Source organism: Actimicrobium sp. GrIS 1.19, assembly GCF_035984655.1.
Lineage (GTDB): Bacteria > Pseudomonadota > Gammaproteobacteria > Burkholderiales > Burkholderiaceae_D > Actimicrobium.
In genome coordinates, this window is record NZ_JAXCHT010000021.1 from 1 (window position 1) to 16,641 (window position 16,641).

Annotated in this window: 17 protein-coding genes; 7 read left to right on the forward strand and 10 right to left on the reverse strand. The window is 57.5% G+C overall.

Annotated elements, in window-relative coordinates; translation table 11 throughout:
• Positions 1 to 199: 199 nt before the first annotated feature.
• The 6 genes from RCH09_RS14465 (at position 200) to RCH09_RS14490 (ending at position 5,741) form a co-directional block, all read left to right on the forward strand.
• Positions 200 to 856: a hypothetical protein gene (locus tag RCH09_RS14465; RefSeq protein WP_326941825.1), complete on the forward strand. Its 657-nt coding sequence runs from the start codon at positions 200 to 202 to the stop codon at positions 854 to 856.
• Positions 857 to 901: 45 nt separating this feature from the next.
• Positions 902 to 2,890: an alkaline phosphatase gene (locus tag RCH09_RS14470; RefSeq protein WP_326941826.1), complete on the forward strand. Its 1,989-nt coding sequence runs from the start codon at positions 902 to 904 to the stop codon at positions 2,888 to 2,890.
• 83 nt (positions 2,891 to 2,973) lie between these two features.
• Positions 2,974 to 3,612: an FxDxF family PEP-CTERM protein gene (locus RCH09_RS14475; protein WP_326941827.1), complete on the forward strand. Its 639-nt coding sequence runs from the start codon at positions 2,974 to 2,976 to the stop codon at positions 3,610 to 3,612.
• A 69-nt stretch (positions 3,613 to 3,681) separates the two neighbouring features.
• The gene (locus RCH09_RS14480; RefSeq protein ID WP_326941828.1) at positions 3,682 to 3,990 is read left to right on the forward strand and encodes a hypothetical protein; all 309 of its coding nucleotides are present in this window, start codon (positions 3,682 to 3,684) and stop codon (positions 3,988 to 3,990) included.
• 325 nt (positions 3,991 to 4,315) lie between these two features.
• A complete protein-coding gene (locus RCH09_RS14485; protein WP_326941829.1) occupies positions 4,316 to 4,546 on the forward strand; it encodes a hypothetical protein in 231 nt (76 codons plus the stop codon).
• A 10-nt stretch (positions 4,547 to 4,556) separates the two neighbouring features.
• Entirely contained in the window at positions 4,557 to 5,741 is a 1,185-nt protein-coding gene (locus RCH09_RS14490) for an acyltransferase family protein (protein WP_326941830.1), read from the forward strand.
• Between the two features lie 60 nt (positions 5,742 to 5,801).
• On the opposite strand, the gene ybeY is transcribed toward RCH09_RS14490, so the two are convergent.
• From ybeY to RCH09_RS14535, 9 genes are all read right to left on the reverse strand, one after another.
• Positions 5,802 to 6,260: an rRNA maturation RNase YbeY gene (gene ybeY, locus RCH09_RS14495; protein ID WP_326941831.1), complete on the reverse strand. Its 459-nt coding sequence runs from the start codon at positions 6,258 to 6,260 to the stop codon at positions 5,802 to 5,804.
• Positions 6,244 to 7,347, reverse strand: a complete 1,104-nt coding sequence (locus tag RCH09_RS14500) for a PhoH family protein (RefSeq protein ID WP_326941832.1) — start codon at positions 7,345 to 7,347, stop codon at positions 6,244 to 6,246. The genes ybeY and RCH09_RS14500 overlap by 17 nt, the downstream gene beginning before the upstream one ends.
• Positions 7,344 to 8,699: a tRNA (N6-isopentenyl adenosine(37)-C2)-methylthiotransferase MiaB gene (gene miaB / locus RCH09_RS14505; protein ID WP_326941833.1), complete on the reverse strand. Its 1,356-nt coding sequence runs from the start codon at positions 8,697 to 8,699 to the stop codon at positions 7,344 to 7,346. Before miaB ends, RCH09_RS14500 begins: the two co-directional genes overlap by 4 nt.
• 30 nt (positions 8,700 to 8,729) lie before the next feature.
• Positions 8,730 to 9,047: a hypothetical protein gene (locus RCH09_RS14510; protein WP_326941834.1), complete on the reverse strand. Its 318-nt coding sequence runs from the start codon at positions 9,045 to 9,047 to the stop codon at positions 8,730 to 8,732.
• Positions 9,048 to 9,246: 199 nt separating this feature from the next.
• On the reverse strand, positions 9,247 to 10,497 hold the full coding sequence (locus RCH09_RS14515; RefSeq protein ID WP_326941835.1) for a tetratricopeptide repeat protein: 1,251 nt from the start codon (positions 10,495 to 10,497) through the stop codon (positions 9,247 to 9,249).
• A gap of 79 nt (positions 10,498 to 10,576) precedes the next feature.
• Positions 10,577 to 11,002, reverse strand: a complete 426-nt coding sequence (locus tag RCH09_RS14520; RefSeq protein WP_326941836.1) for an ExbD/TolR family protein — start codon at positions 11,000 to 11,002, stop codon at positions 10,577 to 10,579.
• A 22-nt stretch (positions 11,003 to 11,024) separates the two neighbouring features.
• A complete protein-coding gene (locus RCH09_RS14525; RefSeq protein ID WP_326941837.1) occupies positions 11,025 to 11,456 on the reverse strand; it encodes an ExbD/TolR family protein in 432 nt (143 codons plus the stop codon).
• A gap of 2 nt (positions 11,457 to 11,458) precedes the next feature.
• Positions 11,459 to 12,361, reverse strand: a complete 903-nt coding sequence (locus tag RCH09_RS14530) for a MotA/TolQ/ExbB proton channel family protein (RefSeq protein WP_326941838.1) — start codon at positions 12,359 to 12,361, stop codon at positions 11,459 to 11,461.
• 60 nt (positions 12,362 to 12,421) lie between these two features.
• Positions 12,422 to 13,081: an energy transducer TonB gene (locus RCH09_RS14535; protein ID WP_326941839.1), complete on the reverse strand. Its 660-nt coding sequence runs from the start codon at positions 13,079 to 13,081 to the stop codon at positions 12,422 to 12,424.
• A gap of 255 nt (positions 13,082 to 13,336) precedes the next feature.
• On the opposite strand from RCH09_RS14535, the gene RCH09_RS14540 reads away from it, so the two are divergent.
• Positions 13,337 to 13,579: a hypothetical protein gene (locus RCH09_RS14540; RefSeq protein WP_326941840.1), complete on the forward strand. Its 243-nt coding sequence runs from the start codon at positions 13,337 to 13,339 to the stop codon at positions 13,577 to 13,579.
• A 43-nt stretch (positions 13,580 to 13,622) separates the two neighbouring features.
• Here RCH09_RS14540 and RCH09_RS14545 read toward each other — a convergent pair whose 3' ends face one another.
• Complete coding sequence (locus RCH09_RS14545; protein ID WP_326941841.1) at positions 13,623 to 16,382, reverse strand: TonB-dependent receptor; 2,760 nt, start codon at positions 16,380 to 16,382, stop codon at positions 13,623 to 13,625.
• Positions 16,383 to 16,641 lie beyond the last annotated feature (259 nt).

Below are 16,641 nucleotides of genomic sequence, written 5' to 3' on the forward strand. Positions count from 1 at the left end.
GACCACAGGAAAAATCGCAAACGTTCGACGTAACGCGAACAAAAATCCCGCGCTACGCCGTCAAACAAGCGGAATTCGATTTGTTCCGCGTTTCCTTAGCATAATTGAACTTAAATGATCCGCGACAGTCCGCCTTCGATCCCGCACGGGGTTGGCAGGAACGCGGGTCATTCAACTTTTTCAGGAGTGCGCTGTGGTCATGTCGTCAAATTTTCACCGTAAATCCTGCGCTGCCGTGTTGTTGGCGTGCGGGCTGTGCAGTTCAGCACTGGTGCTGGCCAAGGATGATACGGCGCTGGTCGCGCATCCGGTCGATGTGCGCCCGGCGCCAGCGGCCGTGGCCGTGCGTGGCGATCTGGCGGCATTGCCGACCGATGTGGCCGAGCTGAAATTCCGTGAATTCTTCAAGATGCCGATCGGGCCACGCGGCCTCGATGCCTCCGACAAGCTGATTGCGCTGGCCGACAAGCGCGTACGCATTGTTGGCTACATGGCCCGTGCCGAAACGCCGGTGGCCGGCATGTTCATCCTCACGCCACTGCCGGTGTCGCTGGGTGACGAAGATGAAAGCCTGTCCGACGATCTGCCTGCCAGTTCGGTCTTCGTCCATCTGAATCCGAATGCCGAGCAAGCGCCGCTGCCGTATTACCCCGGCCTGTTGCAACTGACCGGCACCTTGCGTCTGGGACCGTTCGAGGAGGCCGATGGCCATGTCTCGACGGTGCGCCTGGAGCTTGACCCGAATCTGGCTCGCGCCATGACACCACAGCAATTGGCTACCGCAGAAGCACAGCACGCAGCACCCAGGCAATCCCCGAAGCAGGCACCGAAGCAGGAACAGCACGCCAAAAAATAGCCGTATTTAATCAAATAACTATTTCAACTCATCTGGAAGCGTTTCATGAAAACACCATATTTTGCCCCGAACACCCTGCAGCTGTTGATCGCTGTCGCACTCGGCACGGTCGCCTGTGCCAGCGTTGCCGCGCCAACGATTTCGCGCCTGACGCCGCCGAGCAACCCGGCTGTCGTCGGCGCTACGACGCTGGCGCGCTTCCTGCCGGGTCAGCGTTTCGACCTGCAGGCTACCGTGCGTCCTGAAGCCGGCCTGACGATTACTTCCGTCAGCTTCGCCGTCGATGGCGTGATCGTCGCTGCACCAGCGGCCAACAGCAGCATCGTGCCAGCCACTGCCATCACCGCCACCGCACCAGGCGCTGTTGCCGCGTCGCTGCGCGCGTACTCGAATTCGACCATCGGCATGCACACGCTGACCGCGACCGCCACCCAGAGCGATGGCACCAGCACCACCGCCACCGGCAGTTTCGAAGTCATGCCAATCCTGACCAATCAGGGCCGCGTTGCCAAGAACGTCATCGTCCTGCTGGGCGACGGCATGGGCGCCGCCCACCGCACCGCCGCCCGCATCATGGTCAAGGGCTATGCCCAGGGCATGGCGCAAGGCAAGCTGGCCATGGATACCTTCCCGTTCACCGGCATGGTCATGACCTCGTCACTGAACTCGATCGTCACCGATTCCGCACCTGGCATGGCCAACTACGTCACCGGCAACAAGGCGCAGAACAACCAGGAAGGCGTGTTCCCGGATGACACCACCGACGCCTTCGACAATCCACGCGTCGAATACCTGTCGGAGTACCTGCACCGCACCAAAGGCAAAAGCCTCGGTATCGTGACCACGGCTGACGTGTTCGATGCCACACCAGCGGCCAACGCCGTGCACACCTCCAATCGCGGCAACGGCACCGGCATCGTCGACCAGTATCTTGACGACCGCAACCTGACCGGTCTGACCGTGTTGATGGGCGGCGGACGAAAGTGGTTCCTGGCCAAGAATTCGGCCGCTGCACCAGCCAATAGCATCAACACCGGCAACGGTTCAGTGCGCTCGACGTCGACCGACTACGTGCTGCCATCCGACCTGGTCGCCGGCTGGGGCGCTGCTCCCGGCGCCATCGACATCAATCGCGACCTGATCACCGACTTCCAGACCGCTGGCTTTGCCTACGCTGCCGACAAGACGTCGATGGATGCCGCCGGCGTGCCCGACAAGCTGCTCGGTCTGTTCAGCTACTCGAACATGAACGTGGCCTTCGACAAGATCGGCAAGCGTCGCGGTACCTCGACGATCGTCGACGACTATGGCTTCCCTGACCAGCCAATGCTCGACGAAATGGCCGACAAGGCCATCAAGGTGCTCAACAAGAACAACACCAACGGCTTCTATCTGATGATTGAAGGCGCCTCGATCGACAAGCAATCGCATCTGATGGATGCCGATCGCTTCATCGAAGAAACCATCGAGTTCGACCGTGCCGTCAAGGTTGCGCAAGACTTCGCTACCGCCAACCCTGACACGCTGGTCATCGTCACGGCTGACCATGAGTGCGCAGGCGTGGGCATCATCGGCGCCTATACCGGCAGCGGTTTCCCGAGCAAAGCCAACGTCGCCACCTACGACGCTGCTGCGTTCCCGAAATACACGATCCTGCCAGATGGTTATCCACAAACCACCGATGTGCCAGGCAAGATGCTGATCGGTTACGCCGGTAACGCAGACCGCTTCGAAACATGGAAAGCCAGCGCCCAGCCGGCGCAGGACTCGCAGCAATCGTTCATCGGTCAGGCGCCATTGAGCACCTACCCGGTCACCACGTTCGCTGCCAATGGTTCGGCGTTGGCCAACACCCGTAACGCCAGCACCGGTTATCTGGTTACCGGCCAGGTGCCGGGCGACCAGGGCGTGCATACCGCCACCGATATCCCGCTGTCGGCATTCGGTCGCGGTTCGATCCTGTTCTCGGGCGTGATGGATAACACCGACGTGTTCTTCAAGATCGGCCAGGCAGTGTTCGGCGGCTCAAAATAAATCAGCGCCGGCCCGCGCCCCGATTCGGGAGCGCGGGCCTTGCCGGGTTCGCCCGCACGCATTCATCCAAAAGGAATAGCACCATGTTCAAGCACTCAGTATTGAAGCGCACCATGCTGGCAGCGGTCATCGCCGTCAGCGGTTTTGCTGCCTCGGCTGCGCACGCCGATTACAGCTTTGATTTTTCGCAGGCCAACAGCCTGACCAAGTATGCCGACGTCAGCTTCGGCAGCGCCAATCTGGAAGATATCCTCGACGCCAACTTCGACAAGATCGGTCAGCACTGGGTGGTCGATCCAGCCTATCCTGCCTTTCTCAGCGATATGTCCCTCAATGGCTACAACGGGACCGCAGCTGCTGGCGTGACCGGTTTGAATGCGCTGGATGCGCCGATCCTGATGCACTTCAATGCGCCCGTGTCGATCTACTCGTTCCTGCTTAAGCAAGACAACAGTGCGTACGGTTTCCCAGGCCCGACGAACCTGACGTTCCTGAATGCGAATGGCGAGCAAATCGGTTCCAGCGTGGATTACATCCAGAACGCTGTCACGTCGATTTCGGCCGGTCCGCTCAGCCAGCAAATCAGTGGCGTGGTGCTTTCCAGCGGCAAGTTCTACACCAGCCGCAACGTCATCACTGCCGTTCCTGAGCCGGAAACCTACGCCATGCCGCTGGCCGGTCTGGCTTTGCTCGGTGTTGCCGCGCGTCGCCGCAAGTCGTAATTGGCAGTTTCAGAGCCGGCGGGCGGTGCCTGCCGGCTTTCCCGGTAATACATTGAATTCCTCGACACCATGCGTTTGTCCCGTTTAGTTCTTGCAACGGCTCTGTTGGCGGGCGGCCTGTCGTCCATGCCATGCGGCGCCGACGCCGAAATCCGCTCCTGGATCGACGCCAACGGCACCCCGGTATTCAGCAATCTGGCATCCGGTTCGAGCGCAACCGGACGCCCGCACCAGGCGTCGGCAGCGCCATTCGCCGAAACTGCCGGGCAGCCATCCGGTGCCCAGGCGCCGGTCGCGCAGGTGGGCATCGAGCCGGAATCCGGCAGCGCCGACAAGGAACTGCCGCCGGTCGAACACGACGCACTGCTGGACCACTGACGATTCCCCGCGGCCCGGCTCGCCATCCACCTGTCGTATTGTTACGCCACAGTTTGCGGGCGGCGCTGATTCAATCCTGCTACCCACTGCCATTTGCACTGCGCGTCGTTTGCGCGTGACCGTGGTCAACACGCATGGCGCTTGATGATGGATCTGGGGAAATGCGTATTTTTTCCGCAACTTGCTTGCGCCGTATCGTCGCTGATCGACTGTAAATCCTTCGTTTTACTGATAGCTTTTGTATTCAATGGACAGCTGAATTTTTGTTGTGTAAATTGACACACTTTTCGCGATCGGGATGATTGTTTGGCACAGGCGATCCCGCATGATTTTTATCAATATCTGCCGTGGGCCTGGCGTGACATCATCGCCATGCGCGACGGCAGGCATCGCGGCGGCGTATCTGGCCAACCCACGGATCTCGCGGCAATGCGCACAATCGATCCAGGTGCCGTACTTCCGCACCGGTATTACCTGGCTGTCGCAGCTGTCCGCCCGCCACCGAATGCAGAACGTGACCCGGCCTGGGTCCGACGAATCAGGCAAGAAGAAATGAAGGAATCGTAATGGCAAGTCTTGAGCAGACCCTGAACCGCTATCGTGGCATTGGCCCTGGGTTCGATTTTTTGCGCGTCTTTCTGGCCGTATGCATCGTCTTTGTGCATGCCATCCAGTTGACCGGGTACCGCGAAGCATTGATGGAAACGCCGGGCTGGTTCCTCACCTACGCACTGGTGCCGATGTTCTTTGCGCTCAGCGGCTTCCTGATTACCGCCAGTGCAATTCGCCTGTCGCTGAAGAATTTCCTGTTGAACCGCGGACTCAGGATTGTCCCGGCACTGGCAGTCGACGTGGTGATTTGCGCGCTGGTGATCGGACCGCTGCTGACGACCTACTCTCTGGGCGACTACTTTTCCGGCGCAAGCTTTCGGGTTTACTTTCTCAACGTGTTTGGCTGGATTCACTATTCCTTGCCCGGTGTATTTACCAATAACCATTCCGACCAGGTCAATGGTGCGCTCTGGACCGTGCCCTACGAAATCATGTGCTACGTCTTTGCGGCGATATTCATCGTCGCCAATTGGCTCCGCAGCAAATTCAAGGTGCTCGCGCTGACCACGGTTTTCCTGCTGGTTGGCGGATTCATCCACCCGTTCGGGCTGTTTGCCATGCTGCCCGAGACGTTGCAGGGCGCGGCCGACTTTCTGCTGGTCAGCAAGGAATCGCAAATCCTTGAGGCATTCCTGCTTGGCATCGTCGCGTATCAGTGGCGCGCCAGTATCCAATACAGCAAGACTGCATTCTGGGGCTGCGTTGCGCTGTGTATTCTGGCGGCATTGTTCCCGCGCGTCGCATCATGGAATATCTCCCGTCTCGTGCTGCTGCCGGCGCTGACCTACATGACGGTGTTCATTGGCCTGTCGGCCATTCCCATTCCATCGTATTTCAAAAAGGGCGATTATTCCTACGGCATTTATCTGTATCACGATCCGTTAATGCAAAGCGTGATCGCGCTGTTCCCGGCCATTGCGATGGGTAGTTATGCCGGGACCGCATTCACGTTCTTGTGCGGCTTGAGCATGGTGTTGCTGATGTCGAATTTGTCCTGGCATTTCGTCGAAAAACCGATCCTTGCCATGCGCAAGCGGTTTTCGTTCGTTGCGAAAGTCCGGGACCTGGGAGATGGTGCGACCAGGGCGGACACCGGCGCCAGTCTGCCGGAGGATGTGACGGCGGCGCCGGAACGTTGAGCTCAGCGGGCCTTGTGCGTTGCAGGGCAGGGTTGCATCGCGCAACGCTGCGTTTTCCTGCTATTGCTCCAGAAAGGGATTGGCAAACCCGAGGCGCGCCAGTACCTCGATCTCAAGCGCTTCCATTTCGTCGGCCTCGGCATCGGATTCGTGATCGTAGCCTTGTGCGTGCATCACGCCGTGGACCACCAGATGGGCGGCATGTTCGACCAGTGTCTTGTTTTGCGCCAGCGCTTCGGCCTGCAACACGTCGGTGCACAGGATCAGGTCGGCACGGGTGACTTCCTCGGCCTCATCTTCGCTGTACGCAAAGGTCAGCACATTGGTTGCGTAATCCTTGTCGCGGAATTCGCGATTGAGCTGGCGGCCTTCTTCAGCATCAACCAGCCTGATCGTCAACTCCGCCGGCGCGAACAGCGCCGCCTGGACCCAGCGTCGCAGCAGCGGCCGCGTAACCTGTTCGGCCAGTCGCGCATCGGCGAATTGCACGGTCAGCGAGAGCTTATTTTTTTGTGGCATTGCGACTCGCTGCGCTCTTGACCGGCTTGATCGCCGCCGGCGTGCCGACCGCCTCATAGGCATCGACAATCCGCGCTACCAGTGGATGACGCACCACGTCGACGCTGCTAAAGCGCGTGAAGGCAATGCCGCGCACGGCATCGAGCACGTCGATGGCATCGACCAGGCCACTCTTCTGGGTGCGCTGCAAGTCGATCTGCGTGACGTCGCCGGTGATCACGGCCTTGCTGCCGAAACCGATCCGGGTCAGAAACATTTTCATTTGTTCCGGCGTGGTGTTCTGCGCTTCGTCGAGGATGACGAAGGCGTGATTCAGCGTGCGGCCGCGCATGTATGCCAGCGGAGCAATTTCGATGGCCTGCTTTTCGAACATCTTCTGGGTGCGATCAAAACCGAGCAAGTCGTACAGGGCGTCGTATAACGGACGCAGATACGGGTCGACTTTCTGTGCCAGATCGCCGGGCAGGAAGCCGAGCCGTTCGCCGGCTTCGACCGCCGGGCGGGTCAGGACGATGCGCTTGACCGCATCGCGTTCCAGCGCATCGACTGCGCAGGCGACCGCCAGATAGGTCTTGCCAGTGCCGGCTGGGCCAATCCCAAAGGTGATGTCGTGGTCAAGAATCGCCTTGAGGTAGTCGAGCTGATGCGGGGTGCGGCCACGCAGATCGTGGCGACGCGTTTTCAGCACCGGACCTTCGATGTGCGACAGGTCGAATTCTTCCGGGACCGCAGCCGCCACCGTCGCCAGCGCCTTGCGGCGACCCGGCGCGCGCACTGGCTTGAGCGTGGCAGCCGGGGTCGCGGCCCAGGTCATCCCGGCGCGCTGTTCGACCAGTGCCAGCTGGACTTCCTCGATCGAGACGACGTTATCGGCCAGCGCATAGAACTTTTCCAGCAGCGCGGTGGCGCGTTCGGCATTGTTGCCGCCGACGATGAAGCGTTCGCCGCGCCGGAAAATGGTCACGTCCAGCGCCGACGAAATCTGTCGCAGGTTTTCATCCATCGGCCCGCACAGATGCGCCAGCCGGATGTTGTCCAGCGGATCGGGAATGAAGTACATCGGCTCGGCCGGGGTGCGGGTTTTCAAGCGAGTTGCCGATCAGTGATCAGCGCGAGATCGCCGCGCAGCGAGTAGGCGAAGCTTTCCGTGATGGTGACGTCGACCAGTTGGCCGACCAGGCGCGCACCATCGGCGCCACCGTCGAAATTGACGACGCGGTTGTTTTCGCTGCGGCCCTGCATTTCGCTGGGGTCCTTTTTGGACGGGCCTTCGACCAGCACCCGATACGTCTTGCCAACCATCTCGGCGCTGTAGCGCTTGGTGTTGGCATCAATGACGGCCTGCAGGCGCTGCAGGCGGGCCAGCTTGACCGCATGCGGCGTGTCGTCTTCCAGCGTTGCCGCCGGGGTGCCGGGACGCGGGCTGAAGATGAAGCTGAAGCTGTTGTCGTAGCCGATGTCGTCGATCAGTTTCATCATCGCTTCAAAGTCGGCCTCGGTCTCGCCCGGAAAGCCGACGATGAAGTCCGACGAGATCGCGATGTTCGGCCGCACCGCGCGCAGGCGGCGGATGATGGATTTGTACTCGAGCGCCGTGTAGCCGCGTTTCATCGCCATCAGGATGCGGTCCGAGCCGTGTTGCGCCGGCAGGTACAGGTGATCGACCAGCTTCGGCACCTTGGCGTAGGCGTCGATCAGGCGCTGGCTGAATTCCTTCGGATGACTGGTGACGAAGCGGATGCGTTCGATGCCGTCGATTTCGGCGATGTATTCGATCAGCAGCGCAAAGTCGGCGATCTCACCGTCGGCCATTTCACCGCGAAACGCATTGACGTTCTGGCCCAGCAAGGTGACTTCCTTGACGCCTTGGGTCGCCAGACCGGCTACTTCGGCCAGCACGTCGTCAAAGCGGCGCGAGACTTCCTCGCCGCGCGTGTAGGGCACCACGCAGTAACTGCAATATTTGCTGCAACCTTCCATGATCGAGACGAAGGCGGTCGCGCCGTCGACCCGGGCTGGCGGCAGGTGATCGAATTTTTCAATTTCCGGAAAGCTGATGTCGACCTGCGGCTTGCCGCTGCTGCGGCGCTGGTCAATCAATGCCGGCAGCCGGTGCAGCGTCTGCGGGCCGAACACTACATCGACATACGGCGCGCGCTTGATGATCGCAGCGCCTTCCTGCGACGCCACGCAGCCGCCGACGCCGATGACCAGATCCGGCTTGAGCAATTTCAGCTCGCGAATGCGGCCCAGATCGGAAAAGACTTTTTCCTGCGCCTTTTCGCGCACCGAGCAGGTGTTGAGCAGGATTACGTCGGCGTCTTCGGCGGTGTCGGTCTTGATCAGGCCGTGGGCGGCTTCGAGCACGTCGGCCATCTTGTCCGAGTCGTACTCGTTCATTTGGCAACCGAAGGTCTTGATGAATACTTTTTTCTGCATGAGGTCAGTCAGGGCGAATGGATTGGGTAATCAGGATGGCAATTTGACGGCGGCTTCTTCGGGAGTCAGCACCCACACCCGGTCAATCGCGCCTTCGATGTCTTCCGTGTAATTGACCACAAAGGTTGCATCACCCAACGCATTCGGCACCACCGTCAGGTTGTTGACGGTCCAGATCCGTGCGGCCGGCGACAACATGCGGTCCTTGCCGTTGATCTTGATGTTCGGATAGTTGGTGATGGTTAGTTTGGCACGCTTCACATTGGTCGGGAAATGTCGCTCGAAGGCCAGCGCGGGAAGCGTCACGAGAATCAGCAGCAGGCAACTCAGAAATCGAAACAGACGCATGGCGAACTCCGCGTAATGGACGGTCAGGGGTGACGCCCGGTGCCGACGATTGCGGCTACCAACAGAGGGGCCGGGGCAAGCCGCAGTGTACCACCAATGAACACGGCAATTTGGCGCCGGACGATGGCGCCGGCGGCTGCGGCGGGGCAAAAAAAAGCGCACTACCCAGTGCGCTTTTTTGACAACCTGCCAGCCGCTCTCAATTCATTGGCGTATTGGTCTGTACGATCCACAGGCGCGCCAGATCGGCCGGCGCCTCGTTTCCCTTGAGCGATTTGAAGGTCTTGAGCGCCTTGTCTTTCTTGCCCGTGGTCGCATAGGCAATCCCCAGATGCAGCGTGGCTTCGTCCGGACGCTTGAGGCTGCCCTTCTTGATACCCTGTTCCATCAGATCAATACCCTTGTCGGCCTGGCCCATCGCGACCATGGCATACCCCAGCTCGACCAGCGCATTGCCATCGCTACTGGCAGTGGCTTCGGCTTCAGCCGCAGGCAGCCCGGCCTTCTGTTCGGCAGCGCTTTTATTGGCCAGATCGAGCAGGCGCTTCTGGCGCGGTGCTTCGGCGCCAACGCCAAGAATGCCCGCCTTGAAGCCGAGGTCGGCAATGGTCTTGCCTTCAAACGGATAGCCGGCCTGCAGGGCCAACTGCGACATTTCCATGTAATCGTTGGACGTCTTCAACAGTCCGCTCGCCAGGCGCAGGCGATACACATCGAGCACCAGGCGATCCGGGAAACCCTTCTTGCCGGAGGTGCGGTTGACCAGATCAGCCCAGTACTGCTTCTTCGGGTAGTAGCTGACCAGCTTTTCCATGCCGGCCACGTAGCCGCTGTTGTCGTTCTGCTTGAGTGCGCAGTTGACCAGCAGTTGCAGCGATTCTTCGGACGGCTTGCGGCCGGCTTTTTCTTCGTTCTGGATCGATGCCAGCAATTCCTTCTGGGCGCGGGCGAAATCGCCATTGAGGAAGTAGGTCTGGGCCAGCAGTGCGCGCACTTGCGGATCGCTGCCGCCTTCCTTCATGTAGCGTTGAATCCAGTTTTGCGCCTTGCTGTAGTCCTGGGCGCGGTAGTACAGAATCGCCAGCGCCTGCATCAGCTTGACGTTGTCGCCAGCCGGCATGCGGCCCGAATTGATAGCGGCTTCGTACGAACGGGCGGCCGTTTCGTTGTCGCCGGCGCCTTGGGCGGCAGCGCCGCGCATGCGGTCGAGCATCAGCTGTTCTGTCTGATTTTTGGCGCCGATGCGATCGGCGTCACGTACCTTGGCCAGCGCTTCCTTGTAGCGTTGCGCGCGCATCATTTCCTGCGCTTGCTGCAACGGTTTGCCGAGTTCGCCGCGCACTGCTTCCTGCGCATGCGCAACCGACGCGATGCCCAGCAGGGCGGGTGCGGTGTTGAGGCCGACGGCGACCAGCAATGCGCGAAGGCAGACTGTACGAAATGAGGACATGATGAATTCTTTCAAACGGGACAACATGAAAAAACGGCAGAGGAAAGCCTCTGCCGATCGATCAAACGACTATCTTGCTTCAGTTGAGAAACTGCTCATTACCGACCATGCCAATCTTGGTCACGCCAAGGCGCTGCGCCGTTGCCATCACGGTCGCCACCGACTTGTACGGTACCAGCTTGTTCGGCCGTAGATGCATTTCCGGTTGCACCGGCTGCGCTGCAACAGACTGCATCTTGCTTTCCAGCGCCGCACGATCCGGCACGACCACGCCGTCCCACAACACGGTGCCGTCAAAGTCGACATCGACCGTGATGACCACCGGCGAAGTGGTCGGTGGCGGTGGATTGCCAGCCGGCATGTTCAGGTTGATCGCATGGTTCTGAATCGGGATGGTGATGATCAGCATGATGATCAACACCAGCATGACGTCGATCAACGGCGTCATGTTCATCTCGATCATCGGTTCGTCGTCACGGCTGCTTGAGCCAACATTCATACTCATAACATTCCTTTGTCTGGGAGGGTCAGCCGCCGCGTGGCGGTGGCTCGGTGATGAAACCCACCTTCACGATGCCGGCCCGCTGCGCCGTCAGGATCACCTTGCCGATGTATTCGTAGCGCGTGTTCTGATCGCCGCGAATATGCAGTTCGGGTTGTGGCGTCTGCACCGCGACGACTTTCAGGCGTGTCAGCAATGCGGCGGTATCGGCCACAGGCTGCTCGTTCCAGAACATGTCACCGTCCTTGTTGACGGCCAGATTGATGTTCTCTGGCTTGGTCTTGTAAGGCTCGATGACTTCGCTGGGCAGCTTGACCGGAATCGTATGGGTCACGACCGGAATGGTGATCAGGAAAATGATCAGCAGCACCAACATGACGTCGACCAGCGGCGTCGTGTTGATGGTGGAGATCACCTCGTCATCATCTCCGTCGGAAGATCCGAGAGACATTGCCATGGTTAGACCTTGTTGTTTGCCGTCGACATCACACCCGACAACAGCACCGAGTGCAGGTCGCTGCTGAAGGCGCGGACATCTTCCATCGCGCCCTTGTTGCGGCGGACGATGAAGTTGTAACCCAGCACGGCAGGAACGGCGACGCCCAGACCGATGGCGGTCATGATCAGCGCTTCACCAACCGGGCCGGCGACCTTGTCGATCGATGCCTGGCCAGCGATACCGATAGCGGTCAGCGCGTTGTAGATACCCCAGACGGTGCCGAACAGACCAACGAATGGTGCGGTTGAACCAACGGTTGCCAGCAGAGCCAGGCCATCTTGCAGACGACTCTGGACTTTTTCGACAGCGCGCTGGATCGACATCGTCACCCAGGTGTTCAGATCGATATGTTCCAGTAAGGCGCCGTCGTTATGCACGGTGGATTGAATGCCGGTTTCGGCGATGTAGCGGAACGGGCTGCCTTCTTTCAGGGTTGCCACACCGGCTTGCACCGAACCGGCTTTCCAGAATTTCTTGTTGGCGTCAGCGGCCTGGCCACCCAGCTTGATCTGATCGATCAGCTTGATGATGATGATGTACCAGCTGCTCATCGACATGATAACCAGAATCACCAGCGTACCGCGGGCAACGAAGTCGCCGCCTTTCCACAGGGCGTCGAGGCCGTATGGGTTATCGACTTTTTCCTTGGCTGGGGCGATCGAAGCGGTGGCGGTGCCAGCGGTCGAATCGACTGCGGCAGGTGCTGGTGCGGCGGCAGGAGCAGCGGCATCGGCGGCGGGCGCCGCGACTGCTGGCGCCGGATCAGCGGCCAGCGCCGTTTGCGGTGCCAGCAGCACGGCCGAGGTAGCTACGGAAAACAACAGCGCTGCAGCAAAAGCAGACAAACGGGTATTTAAAAACATGCTTCCTCCAATTAAATAACAAAACTACGTCAAGGGTGATACAGCGTCGATGCTGCGTTTCTAGTTTTCTAACTTCCAGACATATTCAGCCGAGAACGTAGACTGTACTGCTTTGCCATCCTGCGTTCCTGCCACGAATTTGCATTTGCTCAAGCCTGCAATCGTAGCGCGGTCCAGATTACGCGAACCACTGGACTTCTTGATTTTGGCATCGATCAATTGTCCAGTCGGACCAATGATGAATTCGACCCGCGTTGTACCAGTTTCCTCAGCAATTTGCGAAGCTCGCGGGTATTCCGGCTTGCAACTGTTGAGATCGGTAATTCCAGCGACAACAACCGGGGGGGCTGCTACTGCTGCCGGTGCCGCCACCACTGGCACGCTTGGTGCGGGCATGACCGGATTGTCAGGTTTGACGTTCGACACTGCGGAAATCGCGTTTACTGGTGGTGGCGTATTGACCATGACTTCAGGCGGCGGAATAAATGGCGGCGGCGGCGCCATCATTTTAGGCGGCGGTGGCGGCGCATCAGGCGGTGTAGGTGGGACCTTCACTTCTTCGATGATCTTGGTTTCGACCGGGATTTGGGCAATGACTTCAACTGCCTTCCGTGCAAGTCCCGAGACCAGCGCATACACGATGAACACATGCAGAAGTATGACTGCCGCGAGGCCACCAAATTTTTTCGCCGGGTTGCGTTCTTGCTGCGAGAAATCCATGCCTTAACTCCTCCATTACAGGGTCTTTTTTCGTAACGAAACCCATTCAAAAACTGGGTCTGTAGGCATCTTAAATTCGGGCCAAGGCAGGATTATACATAGCTTGCTTCTCGTCACAACATAAATTTAAGTTCAAAATAATCAAGGAGATACCTCAAATTTTGAGTGTTGCGTGGCGCACGGACGAGCCATTTTCATTCCCGTTTTTGCGGGTTTCTGAACATTATTTTGTTTTAGGGATGCATCGGCGGCACTATGGCCATGGATGTCATATGCGAGCAAATTTTTGGTATCAATCGTTGTTGGCAAAATCGTTTGCTGACGACGGATTTGCAGCCGCTTTTCCATCTTCATCAAAAAAAATATGCCCCACAAATTGACCAAAGTCGAATCGGAAAACAATTTAAATCAATTCTTGCCAAAAAATACAGGAAAAAAAAGCCGCTGGGGTTACCCGGCGGCCTGACATGCAAGTTACTGCTGATCGTGAAATTGTGACTGCTACCCGATCTTGAATTGGTGTCGCTATTTCTGCTTGCTGTTAGAATTTATAGTTTGCGGTCAGGTAACCCAACGCACTGTGGGCATCATAGTAAGAGGGATCGAAGCCGGTCTGAAAATAGTTTCCCAAGCCAATGATCTGAGGCGGCTTACGATTTAACAAATTTTTCACGCCAGCCCGCAGGGTTAGGTTTTTTACGCCTGTGTAAGAACCCTGCAAATCCCAAGTTGAAAATGCGCCAACTTTCTCGGCTTCTGTACCTGTTGCCGAGTCAGCCCTTGCTGCGTCGCGATAGCCCGACTGGTAATTCTGGGTTATGTCGACCGCAAAGTTGTTGAACTTCCAGTCGAAGTTCAACTGATGCTTCCAGCGGAAAATAATTCCACCTGCCGAAACTGCATTTAATGCATTGCCGTCCTTATCGATTGTTGCAGCGATGCTTGGCTGGATCGTGCCATCCGGTAGCTTTTCATCAAACTTGGTCAGGTACGTACCATTCAGATGCGTACTGAAGGTGCCGTAATCGGCAGTTTTAGCAATCAACCAGCGCAAATCGACGTCAATACCTTGCGTTTTCAGACTACCAGCATTCAGATTAGTGCTTTGGATGTTGGTAATGTTGCCGGCGCTATCACGCGTCACCAAGCCAGTGTAGGCGCTGTTTCCTGCGGCGGCTTGCGCAACGATAAACTGTGGCGCCAGCGTTGTAACAAGATCTTTTACACCGATCCGCCAGTAATCCATTTGGATCGACACGCCTTTGACTGGATCCAGGACGAAGCCAACCGACGATTGCTCTGACTTCTCCGGCTTCAGATTTGGGTTGCCACCGGTGGTGATGTTGAATTGATTGTTCACGCCGGTAACAGGGTCTACGAATTGCGCACTCGTCCCAAAGGTTTGTGGATTGTTCAGTTCTGGCAGTGATGGTTCACGGAATCCTTTGCCATACGAAGCGCGTAACAAAAGTTGCGAAACTGGCTGGAACCGGAAGCTGACTTTTGGATTGGTGCTCGTGACGGTAGGGAATCTGTCTGCACGAACCGCAAGATCGGCTTCAAGATTCTTCAAAATCGGAACATTCAATTCGCCGAACAGTGCCGATGAATTGCGGGATGCCGACAAAGGCAGTGCTTGACCGCCGTAGCCAGAAACGTCACCTGCTTGATAGGCGGCACTTGGATTCAGATTCAAATGCTCATCAACCAGCGCTGCACCAACTGCAAAACGCATGACGCCTGCAGGGATTGTGGCCAAGTCGCCCGAAATACGAGCATTCAGTGCATCGTTTGTGAGCACAGAATTAATGATTTGGCCGTTGTAGTTTGTTGCGTATATTTGTGCAGCAAGGGCAGGGGTTTGATTCTTGACGTATGGATTAAACGCGTCATTTCCGCTCAGTAATCTTACCAACTGTACTTGATTTTGAAATCCCTGCTTGGTTGACTCGGTAACATCACTGGAGTTGTGATTGTATGCGACATCAAAATCATAGCCCTTGAAAGTGCCGCGTGCACCTAACACCAGATGGGACTGATCCGCCACATCCTCACGGATACGCCCGCCACCATCGAAAGCACGATAACTGGTAGTGACAGGTTGTCCGGCGGCAGAGGGCTTTTGGGCCGCGATGAATGCCGCTGGATAAGCGGGGTTGGTCGGATTCAGAATGATTGCCGGGTATACGTTTTGGGTGGCAAATAAAGGATCTGGCGCCAGGAAAGAGACGCTGTATGGCGACGATTGCGCACTGACTTTTGTCAGTTGGTGCGAATGAAAGCCCTCTGCAAACAGTTCCGTGTCTTCGCTCAGCTTAAACCGGAAGTTCGCCGCAACGTTAGTGCGTGTCACTTCAGGAATCAAATCCGCATAGGGTGCAAAGTTAAACCGGCACGTGCCGATATTTGCATCGAATGAGCTTCCATTGAGTGCACAGTTGTTCGGCGACAGTGCATTCCCGATCCCCTTGCCTTGGGAATTCAGTGAATTTGGGACAATTCCGCCGGCGTTCGCAGCCGTGGTCGGATCGAATGTGCGAAGGGCGCCGCTTGGTGTGGCGCTTTGGTCGCGCATACCGTCATTCGTGAATGCATCCTGTGCATAGCTGCGCTGTGATCCCTTTACAGCCGTTTCTTTAGCAACATCGGCGGATAAAGTTAAGTTGTACCGGTCTGCATCATAGTCACCAATACCAAAGAGAATACTGGCTTTGTTGGTTGATCCCCCACCGTCTTTGGTCGCGCTGGTGTAGGCGCCAAGTTCAGTGCCTTGGAAGTTGCGGCGCAGGATAAAGTTGATAACGCCGCCAATTGCATCAGAGCCGTACACGCCCGACGCGCCATCCTTCAAGATCTCGACATGGTCCACTGCAGCGAGCGGGATCGAATTGACGTCAACCGAAGCGCCATCAGTCGCATAGCTTGCAAGACGACGTCCATTGACAAGAATGAGTGTTTTGCTTGAACCAAGTCCGCGCAAGCTCGCCGTCGATTCGCCGTATGTCGTCGTCCCCACACCTTGCGCGGAATTACTTGCGCCTACGGCTGAGATTGCCGTGACCGAGGTGAGCAACTGCTCGACGGAAGTAACTCCAAGTTTTTGGATGTCTTCCCGGGTGACAGTTTGAACCTGTAATGAACCCTCTGATTCAGAGCGCTTGATTGAAGATCCTGTAACCTCAACGCGTTGCATTGCAGCCGCTTCCTGTGCCTGAGCTGTGGTTGCGAGGCCCAAGCCCAACAGCATGCCACTCGCACACATCAAGCGGATAGAACGTGACAAAACGGTTTCCATCATCATTACAAAACTCCTTCGGGGATAAATGTTTTTTAGAGTCAATTTTCATTCGCCTGGTCTGCACCGGCTCGACAAACAATTTCTTTTGGAAATTGGTTTTGTGGAACACATGGAACCATCCAACCGCAGGGGGTGTCAACACGCGGGCATGGTAATTCGGGCAATAAAACAACAGTGAATTAATGGTTGGGATGGATGCGTTAAGGCTGGTGAAGATGTTGCCCGGCAGCGTCAAACGGTCCGGTTGTATGGTCAATTGGAA